At 66.9% G+C, this 17,071-nt stretch carries 15 protein-coding genes; 10 read left to right on the top strand and 5 right to left on the bottom strand.

What is annotated here, in order from left to right; genetic code table 11:
• The coding region (locus G3N64_RS18180; RefSeq protein ID WP_205785179.1) for an FUSC family protein at positions 1-715 on the bottom strand (715 nt) is incomplete at its 3' end.
• A gap of 145 nt (positions 716-860) precedes the next feature.
• On the opposite strand from G3N64_RS18180, the gene G3N64_RS18175 reads away from it, so the two are divergent.
• The 6 genes from G3N64_RS18175 (at position 861) to G3N64_RS18150 (ending at position 7,943) form a co-directional block, all read left to right on the top strand.
• The gene (locus tag G3N64_RS18175; RefSeq protein ID WP_205785178.1) at positions 861-1,763 is read left to right on the top strand and encodes a LysR family transcriptional regulator; all 903 of its coding nucleotides are present in this window, start codon (positions 861-863) and stop codon (positions 1,761-1,763) included.
• Between the two features lie 397 nt (positions 1,764-2,160).
• Entirely contained in the window at positions 2,161-3,720 is a 1,560-nt protein-coding gene (locus G3N64_RS18170) for a DHA2 family efflux MFS transporter permease subunit (RefSeq protein ID WP_205785177.1), read from the top strand.
• Positions 3,721-3,895: 175 nt separating this feature from the next.
• Entirely contained in the window at positions 3,896-4,225 is a 330-nt protein-coding gene (locus tag G3N64_RS18165; RefSeq protein ID WP_205785176.1) for a hypothetical protein, read from the top strand.
• 256 nt (positions 4,226-4,481) lie between these two features.
• A complete protein-coding gene (locus G3N64_RS18160) occupies positions 4,482-4,817 on the top strand; it encodes a sugar ABC transporter ATPase (RefSeq protein WP_205785175.1) in 336 nt (111 codons plus the stop codon).
• A 136-nt stretch (positions 4,818-4,953) separates the two neighbouring features.
• The gene (locus G3N64_RS18155) at positions 4,954-6,543 is read left to right on the top strand and encodes an ABC transporter substrate-binding protein (protein ID WP_205785174.1); all 1,590 of its coding nucleotides are present in this window, start codon (positions 4,954-4,956) and stop codon (positions 6,541-6,543) included.
• A 146-nt stretch (positions 6,544-6,689) separates the two neighbouring features.
• Entirely contained in the window at positions 6,690-7,943 is a 1,254-nt protein-coding gene (locus G3N64_RS18150; RefSeq protein WP_205785173.1) for a hypothetical protein, read from the top strand.
• A gap of 18 nt (positions 7,944-7,961) precedes the next feature.
• Here G3N64_RS18150 and G3N64_RS18145 read toward each other — a convergent pair whose 3' ends face one another.
• The 4 genes from G3N64_RS18145 to G3N64_RS18130 form a co-directional block, all read right to left on the bottom strand.
• Positions 7,962-9,269: an Nramp family divalent metal transporter gene (locus G3N64_RS18145; RefSeq protein WP_205785172.1), complete on the bottom strand. Its 1,308-nt coding sequence runs from the start codon at positions 9,267-9,269 to the stop codon at positions 7,962-7,964.
• Positions 9,270-9,353: 84 nt separating this feature from the next.
• Positions 9,354-10,610 (bottom strand): oxalate decarboxylase family bicupin, encoded by a 1,257-nt coding sequence (locus tag G3N64_RS18140; RefSeq protein ID WP_205785171.1) that lies wholly within the window; start codon positions 10,608-10,610, stop codon positions 9,354-9,356.
• Positions 10,611-11,020: 410 nt separating this feature from the next.
• The gene (locus G3N64_RS18135; protein ID WP_205785170.1) at positions 11,021-12,355 is read right to left on the bottom strand and encodes a type II toxin-antitoxin system HipA family toxin; all 1,335 of its coding nucleotides are present in this window, start codon (positions 12,353-12,355) and stop codon (positions 11,021-11,023) included.
• 3 nt (positions 12,356-12,358) lie between these two features.
• A complete protein-coding gene (locus G3N64_RS18130) occupies positions 12,359-12,607 on the bottom strand; it encodes a helix-turn-helix transcriptional regulator (protein WP_205785169.1) in 249 nt (82 codons plus the stop codon).
• Between the two features lie 257 nt (positions 12,608-12,864).
• On the opposite strand from G3N64_RS18130, the gene G3N64_RS18125 reads away from it, so the two are divergent.
• From G3N64_RS18125 to G3N64_RS18110, 4 genes are read left to right on the top strand one after another with little or no spacing between them, the layout of a single operon-like run.
• Complete coding sequence (locus tag G3N64_RS18125) at positions 12,865-13,746, top strand: MurR/RpiR family transcriptional regulator (RefSeq protein WP_205785168.1); 882 nt, start codon at positions 12,865-12,867, stop codon at positions 13,744-13,746.
• Positions 13,747-13,770: 24 nt separating this feature from the next.
• Entirely contained in the window at positions 13,771-14,334 is a 564-nt protein-coding gene (gene ddpX / locus G3N64_RS18120; RefSeq protein WP_205785167.1) for a D-alanyl-D-alanine dipeptidase, read from the top strand.
• 46 nt (positions 14,335-14,380) lie between these two features.
• Entirely contained in the window at positions 14,381-15,982 is a 1,602-nt protein-coding gene (locus G3N64_RS18115; RefSeq protein ID WP_205785166.1) for an ABC transporter substrate-binding protein, read from the top strand.
• A gap of 10 nt (positions 15,983-15,992) precedes the next feature.
• On the top strand, positions 15,993-17,063 hold the full coding sequence (locus tag G3N64_RS18110) for an ABC transporter permease (RefSeq protein ID WP_205785165.1): 1,071 nt from the start codon (positions 15,993-15,995) through the stop codon (positions 17,061-17,063).
• The last annotated feature ends 8 nt before the right edge of the window (positions 17,064-17,071 follow it).

The raw sequence follows: 17,071 nt of genomic DNA, 5'->3' as shown, positions 1-17,071 counted from the left end.
GCCCCGGCGGCGCGCCGGCGGCCGCATACTCGGCCGCCGTGTCGAGTTCGAGCGCGTCCGCGAACAGCCGGTGCACGGCTGCGCCGTTCGGCTCGCGGCGCAGCGCCCCCGCGCCGACGGCCACCGCGCGGTCGAGATAGCGCGCGAGCCGCGTGCGGACGTCGGCCAGCGGCGAACCCGGCGCGAACACCGTCTCGAACGCCGCGCCGCACAGAATGCCGACCACCACGTACAGGAAGCGCGCGGTCGCAATGTCGAATGCATGCAACGGCGCGGAGACGGCGTCCATCGCGATGATCGCCGCCGTATAGCCCGCGAGCACGGCCGCATACGCCCGGAAATTGCGCAGGAAGGTCGCGACGCCCGCGCACAGGCCGATCCACGCGGCGAGCGCCGGCAGGAACAGCTCGGGCGTCTGCGCGAACGCACCGGTCAGCACGACCGCGACGGCCGCGCCGATCGCGGTGCCGAGAATCCGGTACTGGCTCTTCGACAAGCCCATCCCGCGGCTGCCCTGCGCGACGATCCACACCGTCGATGCGGCCCATTTCGGGTCGTCGAGATTCATCCGGAAGGCAATGTAGAGCGCGAGCAGCGACGCGGCCGTGTTGCGCAGTGCGAAGCCGATCGCGCCGGGCGGCAGCGTGGGCCGTGCGTCGCGCAGCGCGGTGCGGACCGCCGCGAGCGGCGGAAGATGGGGCAAGGCGAATTTCATGCGGCGAGCATACGGGGGCGCGCCGCCGCCACTAAGAGGTGCGGACAGGATGCGTTATTGCGCCAGGCAGGATAATCGCCGCAGGACGCAGCGATCCGGCCGGCGAAGGTAAGATGCGCGCAGGTCGAACACTGAAGCACCCCGTATGGACTTCGAAAGCATCCGGATATTCCTGCGCGTGGTCGAGCGCGGCAACTTCACCGCCGCCGCCACGCACCTCGACATGCCGCTCAGCCGCGTGAGCCGCAAGATCAAGCAGCTCGAGGACGATCTCGGCGTCCAGCTGCTGTACCGCACCACGCGCCGCGTATCCGTCACCGAGGCCGGACGCGACTACTACGAGCGCTGCCTGCGCGCCGAGGACATCCTGCTCGACGCCGACCGTCAGGCCCGCGCGCTGCGCACGGCGCCGGAGGGCATGCTGCGCGTGCTGGTGCCCTATTCGATCGGCCTGTTCGAACTGGAGCCGGCGCTCGCCGAGTTTCGCCGGCGCTATCCGCTGGTCCAGCTCGTGCTGATCTACGACAACAACCCGCTCGATCTCGTCGAGCACGGCTTCGACGTGGCGCTGCGGGCGGGCGTGCTGACCGACTCCAGCTACATCGCGCGCTCGCTCGGCTGGTCGCAGGCGAAGCTCGCCGCGAGCCCCGCCTATCTCGACCGCGCCGGCCGGCCCGCCACGCCGCAGGACCTCGCGCAGCACGACCTGCTGCTCGTCGGCCGCGACGCGCCCGGCCTGACGCTGCGGCTCACCAATGCGGCCGGCGAAGTGGCCGACGTGCCGGTGCGGCCGGTGCTGATCACCAACGAATCGGTGACGGTACTGCGCCAGGCCGCGAGCGGCGGCGGCATCGCGCTGGCCTCGACGCACTACACGGCCCGCCGGCTCGAGCGTAACGAACTCGAAATCGTGCTGCCCGACTGGCACCGGACCGACGACGTCGAGCTGCACGTGCTGTACCCGCGGCGCGCGACGCTCGACAGCAAGGTGCGCGCGTTCGTCGATTTCCTCGCGGAAGTGTTCACCGCGTGGCGGACCGCCCCGTAGCCGGCACGGCGCGCACGCCGATTATTGCGGCGTGCGAAATCGATTAATGAGCCGGCCCGTGTTGATGGCGGCTCGCCACATCGTTAGCCTGTCGCGATGCAAACCGACTCCACACGCGACGGCAGCCGCCTGACCGCTGCGCGCAGGCGCGTCACGCGCGTCCCGCCTTCCTGACCGGCCACGCCCCGACTCCCGAAGCCCGCCAAGGCTTCGTGCATCCGATCGAGCCGCACGTCGCACGCGCCGGCCCCCTGTCGCGGGCCGCATCGCGCGCCGTGCCCCTTCCGTTCAGCAGCCGAGCCGCGCCTGCATCGCAGTCGCGCGCGTGTGCGCGTGCGCGGCGGCGCTTGCCCGTCGCAACGGGCCGCATCCGTTACGCCCCTTACGCAGGAAACCCATGTCCTCTCCGTCATCTTCAGCCCCGCTATCAGGCGGCCGTCTCGCGATCGGCACGATCGCGGTATCGCTTGCAATGTTCATGAACGTGCTCGACTCGTCGATCGCGAACGTCGCCATTCCGACGATCTCGGGCGACCTCGGCGTGTCGGTCGACGAAGGCACATGGGTCATCACGATCTTCGCGGCCGCGAACGCGGTGTCGATTCCGTTGACGGGCTGGCTCACGCAGCGCTTCGGCCAGGTACGCCTGTTCGTCGCGTCGATCCTGCTGTTCGTGTTCGCGTCGTGGCTGTGCGGGATCGCGCCGAACCTGCCGACGCTGCTCGCCGCACGGATCCTGCAGGGCGCGGTCGCCGGGCCGCTCGCGCCGCTGTCGCAGGCGCTGCTGCTCGGCGCGTGGCCGCGGCAGAAATCGTCGAGCGCGCTGGCGCTGTGGTCGATGACCGCGCTCATCGGCCCGATCGCGGGGCCGTCGCTCGGCGGCTGGATCACGTACGACTACAACTGGTCGTGGATCTTCTACATCAACATCCCGGTCGGCTTCTTCGCGGCCGCCGTCACGTGGATCGTGTTCCGCGATCGCGAATCGGCCACGAAACGCATGCCGATCGATACGGTCGGCCTGCTGCTGCTCGTGCTGTGGGTCGCATCGCTGCAGATCATGCTCGACAAGGGCAAGGACCTCGACTGGTTCAACTCGCCCGTCGTCGTCGCGCTCGGCATCGTCGCGCTGATCGGCTTCGCGTTCTTTCTCGTGTGGGAGCTTCACGAGGCGAACCCGATCGTCGACCTGCGGCTCTTCACGCAACGCAATTTCGCGGGCGGCACGATCGCGATCTCGGTCGCGTACGGGATGTTCTTCGGCACACTGGTGCTGCTGCCGCAGTGGATGCAGGGCTATCTCGGCTACCGTGCGGTCGATTCGGGGCTCGCCACCGCGCCGCTCGGGCTGTTCGCGATCCTGCTCACGCCGGTCATGGGGCGCCTGCTGCCGCGCACCGATCCGCGCTACATCGCGACGCTCGCGTTCGTCGGCTTCGCGGTCGTCTTCATGATGCGCACGACCTTCTACACCGACGTGTCGCGCTGGGATCTCATTTTGCCGACGCTGCTGCAGGGCATCCCGATGGCGATGTTCTTCGTGCCGCTGACGTCGATCATCCTGTCCGGGCTGCCGCCGGAAAAGATCCCGGCCGCCGCCGGCCTGTCGAATTTCGGCCGCACGTTCTGCGGCGCCGTGGGCACGTCGCTGATCAGCAATGCGTGGAACGACCGCACGATCCTGCATCACGTGCGGCTCACCGAGCAGGCGAGCGTCACCAACCCGGTGTTCACGCAGCAGGTCGACACGACGCGTTCGCTGCTGCACCTGGGCCCCGATTCGGCGCTCGCATTCTTCAACGCATCGGTCGATTCGCAGGCGGCCGTGATGGGGCTGAACGACATCTTCTACGTGTCGGCGATCATCTTCATCGCGATCATTCCGCTGATCTGGATCACGAAGCCGGCCCGTTCGGGCGGCGGCGACGCCGATGCGGCGGCGGCCGGCGCGCATTGATCCGCATGCGCGACGGCCGGGCCCCGTGCCGCGCACGCCGGGGCCCATGCCGCAACGCGCAGACGTAATAAAGACTTGCAATCGATACAGGCAGAATCGTCAACAGCCGGTGCCCGTTCCGCGTTTTTTCGTCAAGCGCCCACGATCCGGGCGCGCAACGACAGGAGCAACCACCATGCGAGCCGTCGCCCGCCATCTCGCGATTGCCGCCCCACTGATGTCGGTGCTGACCGGTACCGCGTTCGCCGACACGCCGTGGCAACAGACGCATCCGCGCCGCGAAGCGGCGAACCAGCGCCTCGCAAACCAGAATCGCCGGATCCATCACGAAGTGAAGGAAGGCGAGATGTCGCACGCACAGGCCGCGCGCCTGCACCGTGACGACCGCAAGATCCGCCGGGAAGAGCGGGACATGGCTGCGCAGGATCGCAGCCACATCACGAAGAGCGAAAAGCACGTGCCGAACCAGCAGGAAAATGCGGTCAGCCACCAGACCGGCCATTAAGATCGACAACGCCGGCAACCGCCCATTCGCCATCCCCTGAATCGCCCGCTGCCACCGCGCGGCAGCGGGTGCTTGTTGTGTATCGAATCGTTTCAACGCGCCAACGCCGTCAAATGCTGCGGGTATACTCCGCGTCAGCCGCCTGTCGCATCGTCGTCCGTCAAAAGCGGCCCGATTCCGGGCGGTTTCGTCGCGAAGCTTCGCGTTTCGCCTACCCCGCGCCCCAGCCTCGATACGAGACACACGACGACCCACCATGAAACGATTCCTGCTGCTCCTTCCCGCCGCCCTGCTCGCCGCCTGCGGTTCCGCCCCCTCGTCCGACTCGGCCGCCTCGTCCGGCGCAGCGCCGATGATCTACGTGTCGTCGCAACGTCCGGCCCACGCGATCGCCAACTGCCTCGACAACCGCCTGTCCGGCACCGAGCAATCGCAGCACAACGGCGTGACCGATATCGCCATCGGCTCGAACTCGTACTTCGTCACGCTGACGCCGTCGGGCCACGGTTCGGTCGTCAAGGTCGTGCGCGGCTCCGGCAACGAGCCGGCCGAGGAAGCGATGCGCTTCGCGATCGCGCGCTGCGTGATCTGATCCGGACCCTGCCGATGCCGGGCGCCCGCCCGGCTCGCTGTGCGCGCCACCCCGCCTGCGCGCACGCCGAATATTTTCATCCGGGTGGCCGTCGATGAGAGAATCGCACCCACGATTCCCTTTCAACGGAGCCCGCATGAAGCACCTGCTGTCCCGGCTGTTCGTCAGCGCCGCGCTCGTCGCGCTTGTTCCGGCGCTGCCGGCGCAGGCGGCCACGCCGCCCGGCATCTTCGTCGTCGCCACGCAGCTCGGCGAATTCACGACCCTCGACCCGAGCGGGATTTACGAGCTGGTGCCGTCCGAGTACGTCGCGAACACCTACGAACGCCTGGTGCGCGTCGACCTGAAGGACCCGACGCGCTTCGACGGGCAGATCGCGCAATCGTGGACGGTCGGCGCCGACGGCCTGACCTACACGTTCAAGCTGCGCCCCGGCCTCACGTTCCATTCCGGCAACCCGGTGACCGCCGACGACGTCGCGTGGTCGCTGCAGCGCACCATCCTGCTCGACAAGGGGCCGGCCGGCGTGCTCGCCGATCTCGGTCTCACGAAGGCGAACGTGATGCAGAAGGTGCGCGTGGTCGACCCGCAGACCGTCGTGCTCGAAACCGACCGCAAATACGCACCGAGCTTCGTGCTCAACGTGCTGAGCGCGTGCCCGGCATCGGTCTTCGACAAGAAGCTGCTGCTGTCGCACCAGCAGGGCAACGATTTCGGCAGCGGCTGGCTCCGCACCAACGACGCGGGCTCGGGCCCATACCAGCTCGTCAAGTGGACGCCCAACGAGACCATCGTGCTGCAGCGTTTCGACAAGTACCGCACGCCTTACCCGATGAAGCGCGTCGTGCTGCGCCACGTGCCCGAAGCGTCCGCGCAACGGCTGCTGCTGGAGAACGGCGACGCCGACGCCGCGCGCAACCTGAGCCCCGACAGCCTCGCCGCGCTGACGAAGGCCGGCAAGATCAAGGTCGCGTCGTGGCCGGTGTCTGCGCTGCTGTACCTGAGCCTGAACACGAAGAACCCGAACCTCGCGAAACCCGAGGTGCAGCAGGCGATGAAATGGCTCGTCGACTATGACGGCATCCAGCGCAACATCGTCAGCACGACCTACAAGGTGCATGAAACCTTCCTGCCCGAAGGCTTCCTCGGTGCGTCGAACGCGCGGCCGTACAAGCAGGACGTCGCGAAGGCGAAGGCGCTGCTTGCCAAGGCCGGCCTGCCGAACGGCTTCGACGTGACGATGGACATGCCGAACGACTATCCGTACCTCGAGATCGCGCAGGCGCTGCAGGCGAACTTCGCGCTGGGCGGCATCCGCGTGAAGCTGATTCCGGGCGATGCGAAGCAGGCGATCGGCAAGTATCGCGCGCGCCAGCACGACATCTTCGTCGGCGAATGGTCGCCCGACTACATGGACCCGAACAGCAATGCGCGCGGCTTCGCGTGGAATCCGGACAACTCCGACCAGTCGACGACGAAGATGCTCGCGTGGCGCAACAGCTGGGACATTCCGCAACTGACGAAGGACACCGAGGCCGCACTCGTCGAGCCGTCGCCCGCGAAGCGCGCGCAGCGTTACGAAGCGCTGCAGAAGGCCGTGCTCGCGAATTCGCCGTTCATCATCATGTTCGAGAAGGTCGTGCAGGTCGCGACGCGCCCCGGCGTGACCGGGCCGGAAATCGGGCCGATCAACGACCTCGTGTCATACCGCACGCTCGCGAAGTAATCGCAGCCGCCCGCGCGGCCGGCCATGCCGGCGCGCGGGTAATCGCTGCGACCGTTGCGCCGGCGCTGTGCCGTGCGGCGGCCGGCGATCTACAATGGCCGGCGCCGCGGGGATACCGCGCCGGGCACACGTAACGGGGAAAGAACATGCATCCGAGCGAGCACGCGGTCTGCGTGGCGATCAACGACAACAACCGCGCATGGTATGAAATGCTCGTGCCGTTCCTGCTGTCGCTGCGGCACACCGGCTACGACGGCCGGATCGCGGTGATCGGCTACGGGCTCTCCGAACGCAAGCGGCAGATCCTGGCGAGCCGGTCGGTCGACGTGATCGACGCGTCGGGTACATATGCGCTGCCGGTCGGCCGCTTCATCGAAGCCGCCGGGTATTGCGCCCGCAACCCGCAGATCCGCAAGCTCGCGCTGTACGACGCCGACATCTGGTTCTGCGCGCCGCGGTTCGACCTGTTCTCGCAGATCGGCGACGACCGGATCCACGCGTGCCCCGACCCGCTGTTCTGCACGTTCGTCGTCACGCCGCTGATCGGCGAGCGGCGCGACCATCACTGGCGCCTCGTCGTCGACGAAGTCTCCGCACGCCACGGCGGCGCACTGCAGGCCGGGCTCGTTGCCGGGACGGCCGATGCCTGGGCACGCTACGCCAGCCACCTGCGCGACTGCATCGCCCGCATCGGCACCGATTTCCAGGAATGCTTCGGAATCGATACGACGTTCCTGCACCTGTGGGGCGCACAGGGCGAAACGGCGCTGCTCGATCCGGTCCAGAACTTCGTCAGCAAGTACGGCATTCACGAAGCGTTCGACGCCAGCAACGGCACGACGACGCTCCGGTATCACGGCGAGCCGATCCGCGCGCTGCACATGACCGGCGACATCCGCTTCCTCGACCGGTGGCGCTACTACGCGAACCACGTCGACGCCGCACTGCGCGACGGCGCGCCGTTCGCGCTGTCGGACGGCACGCCGGCGCAATCCGATGCGCTCGCCGCGCGCATCGCGGCGACCGACTACGTGCGCACGGCCGGGCTGACCGTTGCGGCCGCCGTGATCGAGGGAAGCGCGGGCGCCTACCTGCAGGCGATCGACGAACCCGGCGGCACGATGCTGATCGGCAGCGGGAACCACGAGGTCGTGTTCACCGCGACACGCGACATCGCGCGGCTGAACGTCTACGTCACGCACCCTTCCGGCTCGCCGTCGCCGCTGCTGTGCGAAGTGCGGGTCGACGGGCAGCCCCAGCGCAAAGGCACCGAGCTGATGGCGCATTTCTCGTATCAGATCGCGGCCGGCACCGTCATCACGCTGCGCTCGACGAGCCTCGGCGGCCAGCAATGCAACGCGATCTGGCGGCTGCGCGAGGCGCCGGACATGCAGCAGTAGGCGCCGGCCCGCTGCCGTTCAATTGAGCGCTGCCCACACCAGGTACGCATTCAACCCGACGATCACGACCGTCGCCGCACCGGCGACGATCCGCAGCGGCATCCGCATCGCGTAAGCGCCCATCACTTCTGCACGCGCCGACAGCATCAGCAGCGCGATCATCGGCAGCGGCAGCACGAAACTCAGCACGACCTGGCTCGCGACCATCGCGCGCGTGACGTCGCAGCCGAGCGCGACCACCGCGAACGCGGGTGCGATCGTCACCGCGCGCCGCACCCAGACCGACATGCGGCGGTGGATGAAGCCCTGCATCACGACCTGCCCGGCCATCGTGCCGACCACCGAACTCGACACGCCCGACGTCAGCAGCGCGACGAGAAACAGCGCGCCGGCCGCTGGCCCGAGCACCGGGATCAGCGTGTGATACGCGTCGCCGATGTCGGTCATCCCCGGCGCGCTGACGTGAAACGCCGACGACGCCATCATCACCATCGCGATATTCACGAACCCGGCCAGCCCGAGCGCGACGACGACCTCGCGATTCGAGAAGCGCACGAGCCGCCGCCGCTCCGCGTCGTCGCGCGGCGCGGTGCGATCCTGCGTGAGCCCCGAATGCAGATACAGCGTGTGCGGCATGATCGTCGCGCCGATGATCCCGACCGCGATCGTCAGCGCCGCGTGATCCGGGATCTGCGGGACGATCAGGTGGAACGCGGCCGCGCGCCAGTCCTGCGGCGCGATCAGCAGTTCGCCGAGATAGCACGCGCCGATCACGCCGACCAGCGCCGCGATCGCGGCTTCGAGCGGCCGGAAGCCGCGTTTTTCGAGCGCGAGGATCGCGCAGGTCGCGAGCGCCGTCGCGATCATCCCCGCGAACAGCGACAGGTGGCACAACAGCCCGAATGCGAGCGCGCCGCCGAGGAATTCGGCGAGATCGGTCGCCATCGCGGCGATCTCGGACGCGATCCACATGCCCCACACGACCGGCGCGGGAAAGCGGTCGCGGCACAGCTCCGCGAGATTGCGGCCGGTCACGATGCCGAGCTTCGCGGACATCGCCTGGAACAGCATCGCGATCGCGTTCGCAGCCAACACGACCCACAGCAGGCGGTAGCCGTACGCGGCGCCGGCCTGGATGTTGGTCGCGAAGTTGCCGGGATCCATATAGCCGATCGACGCGATCACGGCCGGGCCGACGAACGGCAGCAGCGCGGCGACACCGGTGCGGCGCCCTTCCAGCGCGGCGCGCGCCGCGCCGTCGGTGTGCCCGGTGGACAGGCCCGGCAGCGCGAAGCCGCCGGCTGGTTTGTTCGTGACGGGAATCATGGTGGTATTCCGTTCGAATGAGGAAGGCTTCCTGAAGGTCGGGGGCCGCGGCCGGCATGCCGCCTGCCGGCCACGGCGGCGGCGTTACAGCGGCACGACATCGGGACGGTTGCGCGGAAACTGCGCGATCACGTCCGGCGCGACGTTCAGGTGCGCTGCGACGAGCTGCGGCGGCGTATGCGCGAGCCAGTCGGACAGCGACACTTCCGCATAGCGGTCGGTCTTGAAGATCTCGAGGAACACCAGATCGGTGTTGCCGGTGTTCTGCACGTAGTGCCCGAGGCTCTTCTTCACGTAGCCGACATCGCCCGCGCGGAAGTCGGCCGTCTGCGCCTTCGGCCCCGTATCGAACACGGTCATCCGTGCCTCGCCCTGCAGGTAGTACTGCCATTCGTCCGCGTTCGGGTGCCAGTGCAGTTCGCGCATGCCGCCCGGATGCACGGTGACGAGCGCCGCCGCGACGGTCGTCGACACGTTGAAGTTGGTGCTGTCCGCGATCCGCACTTCGCCGCCGCGGGTCTTCTTGACCGGCTTCATGCCGCCGAGCGAGAAGATGAACGGATGCGGCGGCGCCCCTGCCGACGACGCCGATGCGCGCTGCGCCTCCGCGAGCGGGCCCGGTTCGTCGCCCTGGAAGATCCACAGGTTGTCGAGCGGAATGTTCTTGAACGAATCGGCCGGCACGCCGAAATTGAGCGCGAGCACGTCGGGCGGCGTATGCGCGACCCAGTCGGTCAGCAGCAGCGTGTTGAATTCCGATGCGCGGCCGTTATCGAACGCGAGCAGGAATTCGGCGCCGTCGGTGCCGATGCCCTGCAGCGAATGCGGCAGGCCGGGCGGGAAATACCAGAGATCGCCGGCTTTCACGTCCTGCACCGACGGCCGCCCCAGTTCGTCGAGCACCGTGATCCGGCAACGGCCATCGAGCATGATGGCCCACTCGGCCTGCTGGTGCCAGTGCATCTCGCGAATGCCGCCCCGCGTGAGGCGCATATTGACGCCGGATATGGTTTCGGAAATCGCAAAATCGTCCTGCGTGACTTCACGCGCCCATCCGCCATTTTGAATGCGTTTATGCGCATTATTGAACGAAGCCCAGAATAACGGCATGCCGTTGATATCGGTGGCCGGCGGATCCTGAAAGGACGGAAACTGATTCGCGATGGCCGGATTTTTCGGCCCCGGGTCGGTCAGGCTCTGGCGATTGCGCGCATTCACCGCGCCTTCCGGCGGGCTGTCCGGATTGCCGAACGAGGCAGCCTTGGCCGATACCGCGATACCCGCGGCGGCAATGGCGCCGGCCGTTCCCGCCAACATCTTGCGTCGAGAAAGATTCGTCATGATTTCCTCTTCATGCCTGCAATTGATCGGATTTTCATTACGGAACACATGCCGTTTTTCGGATTATCGAAAATCGAACATCCCGTGACGCAAGTTAAATCCATATCGGGAAAAAACTTAAATGAATAATTAATCTGGATTAATGAGTTAATCTGATCCGCTTTAATTTTGTAATTATTGTGGCGCGGTGGGGTGCGGGCGGGCGACCGACGGCGGTGAATCGGTCGGGTCAGGTGAAGGCGGGAATGCGACCGGGCGCGGTCGTCATGCCAGGAACGGCGGCAAGAGGAAGTGGATACGCGAAGCGCGCAACCGCGATGCGATGCAATCGATCCGGATAACGGATGACATGAATGGAAACACGCAACTGTCGATGCCTCGAACGCAGCCCGGCCGAGCCGGGACGCCGATCACTCCCGCGGCATTTCGTCGAGCCGTTGCGCGGCGAACCTCAATCCGCCCAGAACGCGCTCCGCGACCCGTGCCGGAAAACCGGGCGGCAACGCAGCGCCGACCGAATCGATCACCTGCGGCGTCATGGCGATGAGCCGTTCGACGATCGGCGTCGCGATATCGCCGATCAGGCAGTGCTCGGCCATCGCGCTGAAGTGCCGTCGCGTGATGTCGCGCATCGCGTAATGCTTGCGCTTGCCGTGTACGGCCATCGCCAGCTTCGCCTTGTGCCACGACCACTGGTTTGCACCGTCGCCCTCGGCCGGCCAGATCGACATCACGTCGTAGAGCGGCGTGAGGCGGAAACGGCCGCCCGGCAGCAGGCGCAGGCTGAAATTCTTCGCATGCCCGTCCGGCGCCGCGAGCATCCAGAACGCGATCTGGGCGGCAAACAACGTGTCGAGATCTTCCTGCGCCGTTTCCGAACGGCGCAGGAGGCTTGCGAGGTCGGGCACACCGGGGCCGCCGTGTGACTCGTACTTCAAGTGCGGCGGCACGCCGAGCGCCTGGCAGAAGTCCTCCTGCGGCAAACGCAACAGCCACCTGCCGTCACGATGCAGCGCGCGGTCGAAACGCGCGACCGACAGCACCTTGTGCTCGCCGAAGTACGTGATCTGCGTGTCCGCCGCCGGCAAGCCAAAAGCGCGCAGGATCGCCAGACACAGCCACTCGTTTTCGACTGACGTCGTGAGATCCGCGCGCTTGTTGCCGACAAGTCCGAGCGGCAACTTCAGGATATGCGTCGTCGGCGTCGCACCATGCGGGCGCATCCACCGCCCGCCGTGAAAAAGCAGTGCGGTCTTTTCCTGCGCACCGGCCAGCGACAGCCGGAAATCGTCGTCGTCCCCGCCACCCGTCACCACACCGCTCGCCTGATCGAGCACGCGCGCAACGTCGTCGTCCGACAGTGGCGTACCGTCGATACGATCCAGACCGGTCGGCACATCGTCTTCGCCGAGCAATTGCACCGCCCCGACGCAGTCGCGACCGAGCGCGGCGAGCAGATCGAACGGCTCGGTCGTCGCCGTGCCGAACCGGGCGGCCAAGCGCCGCCGGATCGCATCGCTGTCCGGAAGCAGGTTGTCGAAATAGTGATGGATGCGTTCGCCGCGCAGCGGGGCATCGCCGACGCCGAACGGCAGCGACAGCGACAACGGGCGGCCGACCGCCGACTGCTTCCAGCCGACGTCGTACGACAGCTCCATGTCGCCGCGTGCGGGAATTCGCCATGTGCCGACCCGCTGGCCATTCGCCCAGATCGACAACGCGCGAGTGTGCGATTTGCGTCCCATTGCCTACCACTCGACATCGGCTGCGTCGCGCCCATCCTTCGGGCGAATGCAGAGTTCGAGACCGTACAACGCGGTCAGCTCGAGCAACTGGCTGAGCGACAGGCTTTCGGTACGCGTGGATTCGAGCGACGACAGGCGCGACTGGCCCACGCCGATCCGCGTCGCCGCTTCGGCTTGTGTCAGGCCCTTGGCCTGACGCGCGGACGACAGGATCTCGCCCAGTTGCGCGGGCGTATTGACGATGAAATTCACGGCGCGGATTCCTGGAGGCAATAAACGCAGTATATGCCTGACAGGCATAAACGCAAATTATCTCTGTCAGACATAAACGCAAAATATGCGTGACAGCAATAATTTTCCCACCTGCACACGCCCCCTCCCAGCCACCCAGCACGCATTCGACCCTATCACCTATCGTCACACCATAGTTTTTATCCGCTGGCGCGAATGATTTTGGCTTTGTTAGATGAATGACATTCGATCATCAAACGACAACGATCTAACATCCGATGACCTGCGCGTTCGCCCATACCGTCGAATCCCGCTATGCCGAGCTGACGCCGACGGCCAAGCGCATCGCGAGCTACATGCTCGCGAACCTCGACCGGCTCGGGCTCGAGACGGCCGACCAGATCGCGCAGCAGGCCGGCACCAGCGGCATCTCGGTCGGGCGCTTCCTGCGCAGCGTCGGCTACCGCAACCTCGACGACCTGAAGCGCGAGCTGCGCGGCGGCGGCGATCGCCCGTGGATGATCACCGACCGGCTCGACGAATACCGCCGCGTTGCCGGCACGCAACCGGCCGAACCCGACGGCAACGGCAGTAAAAGCCCCCTCGCGTCGTCGCTCGAGCGCGAGCTGGATGCAATCCGCCACGTGTACCGGCTCGCCGAAGGCCCGGTGTTCGCGCAGGTGGCCGACCGGATCGCGCATGCGGACGCCGTGTTCATCCTCGGCATCCAGTCGACGCGCGGGATCAGCAACGCATTCAGCAGCTACCTCGAATACCTGCGCCCGCGCGTGTTCTATTCGGACGGCCAGTCGGGCTCGTACGTCGATTCGCTGAACTCCGAATTCGAGCGGCCATACTGCATCGTCACCGATACGCGCGCGTACTCGCGCAGCGCGCGCCGCTATTGCCAGGCGGCCGCCGAGCGCGGGCAGCCGTTCGCGCTGGTCACCGATCTCTCGTGCCCGTGGGCGCGCGACTGGCCGGCCGACCTGCTGCAGGTGAAGACCGACGTCGGCCAGTTCTGGGATTCGCTCGCGCCGCTCACCTGCCTGTTCAACCTGCTGATCACGGCCGTGGTCGACCGCCTCGGCCCTGCGATCGACCGGCGCGTCGCGCGCAACCGCGAACTGCAGCGCACGTTCGATCAATTCGAATCCTGAATGCGAGTGCCTTCCGAACCGCCGATGAACGCTCACCGCCTCGTTGAAATCACGCCCGCCACGCATCGCGTCGAGATCGATCTCGTCTACGCGACCGATCGCAATTTGACCGGCAAGCCGATCTACCGCGCAGCACATTGCCTGCTGCTGGAACCTGCCGAAGCCGCACTGCGCCGCGCGGTGGACGTCGCTGCGCAGGCCGGTTTCACGCTGCGCATCTACGATGCATACCGGCCGCCGCAGGCGCAGCAGGTGCTGTGGGATTTCCTGCCCGATCCGAACTTCGTCGCCGATCTCGGCCGCGGCTCGAATCACAGCCGCGGCACCGCGCTCGACCTGACGCTCGTCGGCGCGAATGGCGAGCCGCTCGACATGGGCACCGGCTTCGACGAGATGGTCGCCGCGTCGGGCCACTTCCACGCGGGGCTGCCCGAAGCCGTGCAGCGCAACCGCCTGCTGCTGCTCGGCGTGATGCACGCGGCCGGCTTCGCGCACATCGACAGCGAGTGGTGGCACTACGAACTGCCCGGCTCGCACGCATTGCCGCAGATCGACAATGCCGACAGCGGCCCGTGGCGCCTGATGTGATGCACACCCCCCTTTCCGTTCACGTTCGACAACCGATGGAGCGCTCATGAATTTCCTGACATCCCGGCTCGTCGCGGCGCTGGCCGCCGCGTCCGTTCTCGCCACCGTTCCGCTTTCCGCCGCGCACGCGGAAACGCCGAAGGACATGTTCGTGATGGCCACGCTGCTCGACGAATTCACGACGCTGGATCCGGGCGAGATCTACGAGCTGGTGCCGGAGGAATACGTCGCGAACACGTATGACCGGCTCGTGCGGGTCGACCTGCGCGATCCGTCGAAATTCAACGGCGACGTCGCGCAGTCGTGGACGGTGAGCCCCGACGGGCTGACCTATACGTTCAAGCTGCGCCCCGGCCTCAAGTTCCACTCGGGCAACCCGCTGACGGCCGACGACGTCGCCTGGTCGATCCAGCGCACGGTGCTGCTCGACAAGGGCCCCGCGGCCGTGCTGACCGGCATCGGGCTCACGAAGGCGAACGTCGTCGCCAACGTGAAGAAGCTCGACGACCTGACGGTGTCGGTCACGACCGACCAGAAGTACGCACCGACCTTCGTGCTGAACGTGCTCGGTTCCTGGCCCGCGTCGGTGGTCGACAGGAAGCTGCTGCTGTCGCACCAGCAGGGCAACGACTTCGGCAACGCATGGCTGAAGATCAACGAAGCCGGCTCCGGCGCGTACAAGCTGGTCAAGTGGACGGCCGGCGACAGCGTCGTGCTGCAGCGCTTCGACGGCTACCGGCTGCCGCTTGCAATGAAGCGCATCGTGCTGCGCCACGTACCCGAAGCCGCCAGCCAGCGCCTGCTGCTGGAAAACGGCGACGTCGATGCGGCGCGCGACCTGAGCCCCGACGATCTGGCGTCGGTCGTGAAGTCCGGCAAGGCGAAGGTCGCGGCATCGCCGCAGGCGACGCTGCTGTATCTCGGCCTGAACACGAAGAACCCGACGCTCGCGAAACCCGACGTGCAGGAAGCGCTGAAGTGGCTCGTCGACTATGCCGGCATTCAGGGCAACGTCGTGAAGACGACCTACAAGGTGCACCAGACCTTCCTGCCCGAAGGCTTTCTCGGCACGTTGAACGCGAACCCGTACAGGCTCGACGTCGCGAAGGCGAAGGCGCTGCTCGCGAAGGCCGGCGTGCCGAACGGCTTCTCGGTGACGATGGACGTGCGCAACGACTATCCGTACACCGAAATCGCGCAGGCGGTGCAGGCAAACTTCGCGCAGGCGGGCATCAAGGTGCAGTTGATCCCCGGCGACAACAAGCAGACGCTCGCGAAATACCGCGCGCGCCAGCACGACATCTACATCGGCGAATGGTCGGCCGACTACATCGATCCGCACAGCAACGCGCAGGGCTTCGCATGGAATCCGGACAACTCCGACAAGTCGAGCTATAAAATGCTGGCCTGGCGCAACAGCTGGGACATCCCGCAACTGACGAAGGAAACCGACGCCGCGCTCGCCGAGCCAACCGCCGCGAAACGCGCGCAACGGTACCAGGCGATGCAGAAGGACATGCTCGCGCGCTCGCCGTTCGTGATCATGTTCGAGAAAGTCGCGCAGGTCGCGACGCGGCCCGGCGTGAGCGGGCTCGACGTCGGGCCGATCAACGATCTCGTGTCGTACCGCAACCTGAAGAAGCAATAAGATTCGCCGCATGTCGACTCCCGCCTCCTCCCTCGAAGCACTGCGCACGCTGCCCGCGCGACGCCCGGCCGTGCGCTGGGCACTGCGCGTGCTGCGCTGGGCGCTCACGCTCGCCGTCACGTTCGCGGGGCTGCTCGCGCTGACGTTCGTGATCGGCCGCAAGGTGCCGATCGATCCCGTGCTCGCGATCCTCGGCGATCGCGCGTCGGCCGAGGCGTACGCGGCCGAGCGCATCGCGCTCGGGCTCGACAAGCCGCTCGTCACGCAATTCCTGATCTATGCGCGCGACGTGCTGCACGGCAATCTCGGCGTATCGCTGCTGACGGCGAACCCCGTGCTCGACGACATCAGGCGCGTGTTCCCGGCCACGCTCGAACTGGCGACGATCGCGACGCTGATCGGCATCGCGATCGGCGTGCCGCTCGGCGTCGCGGCCGCCGTGAAGCACAACCGGCCGATCGACCACATCGCGCGTTTCGTCGGGCTGATCGGCAATTCGGTGCCGGTGTTCTGGCTCGGGCTGATGGGGCTGCTGCTGTTCTACGCACGGCTGCACTGGGTCGGCGGCCCCGGCCGGCTCGATCCCGTGTACGACGGGATGGTCGATACGCGCACGGGCAGCCTGCTGATCGATGCGGCGCTCGCGGGCGAGTGGGACGTGTTCCGCAACGCGGTGTCGCACATCGCGCTGCCGGCCGCGATCCTCGGCTACTACTCGGTCGCGTACCTGAGCCGCATGACGCGCTCGTTCATGCTCGACCAGCTGAGCCAGGAATACATCGTCACCGCACGCGCGAAAGGGTTGTCGGAACGGCGCGTGATCTGGCGGCATGCGTTCGGCAACATCATGGTGCCGCTGCTCACCGTGATCGCGCTCACGTACAGCAACCTGCTCGAAGGCTCGGTGCTGACCGAGATCGTGTTCGCGTGGCCGGGGCTCGGCTCGTACCTGACCGGCGCGCTGCTGAACGCCGACATGAACGCGGTGCTCGGCGCGACGCTCGTGATCGGCGCGATGTTCATCACCGTCAACCTGCTGACCGACGCGCTATACCGCGTGTTCGATCCGCGTGCACGCTGAGGGCAGGC

The organism is Burkholderia sp. Ac-20344 (genome assembly GCF_017104975.1).
Classification (GTDB): domain Bacteria; phylum Pseudomonadota; class Gammaproteobacteria; order Burkholderiales; family Burkholderiaceae; genus Burkholderia.
This window is presented reverse-complemented; position numbering and strand designations above follow the sequence as displayed.

Coding starts and splice junctions, on each gene's coding strand:
- G3N64_RS18135 (WP_205785170.1), bottom strand. CDS start 12,355: ATGGGACGCAAATCGCACACTCGCGCGTTGTCGATCTGGGCGAATGGC.
- G3N64_RS18175 (WP_205785178.1), top strand. CDS start 861: ATGGACTTCGAAAGCATCCGGATATTCCTGCGCGTGGTCGAGCGCGGC.
- G3N64_RS18165 (WP_205785176.1), top strand. CDS start 3,896: ATGCGAGCCGTCGCCCGCCATCTCGCGATTGCCGCCCCACTGATGTCG.
- G3N64_RS18170 (WP_205785177.1), top strand. CDS start 2,161: ATGTCCTCTCCGTCATCTTCAGCCCCGCTATCAGGCGGCCGTCTCGCG.
- G3N64_RS18155 (WP_205785174.1), top strand. CDS start 4,954: ATGAAGCACCTGCTGTCCCGGCTGTTCGTCAGCGCCGCGCTCGTCGCG.
- G3N64_RS18125 (WP_205785168.1), top strand. CDS start 12,865: ATGACCTGCGCGTTCGCCCATACCGTCGAATCCCGCTATGCCGAGCTG.
- ddpX (WP_205785167.1), top strand. CDS start 13,771: ATGAACGCTCACCGCCTCGTTGAAATCACGCCCGCCACGCATCGCGTC.
- G3N64_RS18115 (WP_205785166.1), top strand. CDS start 14,381: ATGAATTTCCTGACATCCCGGCTCGTCGCGGCGCTGGCCGCCGCGTCC.
- G3N64_RS18145 (WP_205785172.1), bottom strand. CDS start 9,269: ATGATTCCCGTCACGAACAAACCAGCCGGCGGCTTCGCGCTGCCGGGC.
- G3N64_RS18140 (WP_205785171.1), bottom strand. CDS start 10,610: ATGACGAATCTTTCTCGACGCAAGATGTTGGCGGGAACGGCCGGCGCC.
- G3N64_RS18110 (WP_205785165.1), top strand. CDS start 15,993: ATGTCGACTCCCGCCTCCTCCCTCGAAGCACTGCGCACGCTGCCCGCG.
- G3N64_RS18160 (WP_205785175.1), top strand. CDS start 4,482: ATGAAACGATTCCTGCTGCTCCTTCCCGCCGCCCTGCTCGCCGCCTGC.
- G3N64_RS18150 (WP_205785173.1), top strand. CDS start 6,690: ATGCATCCGAGCGAGCACGCGGTCTGCGTGGCGATCAACGACAACAAC.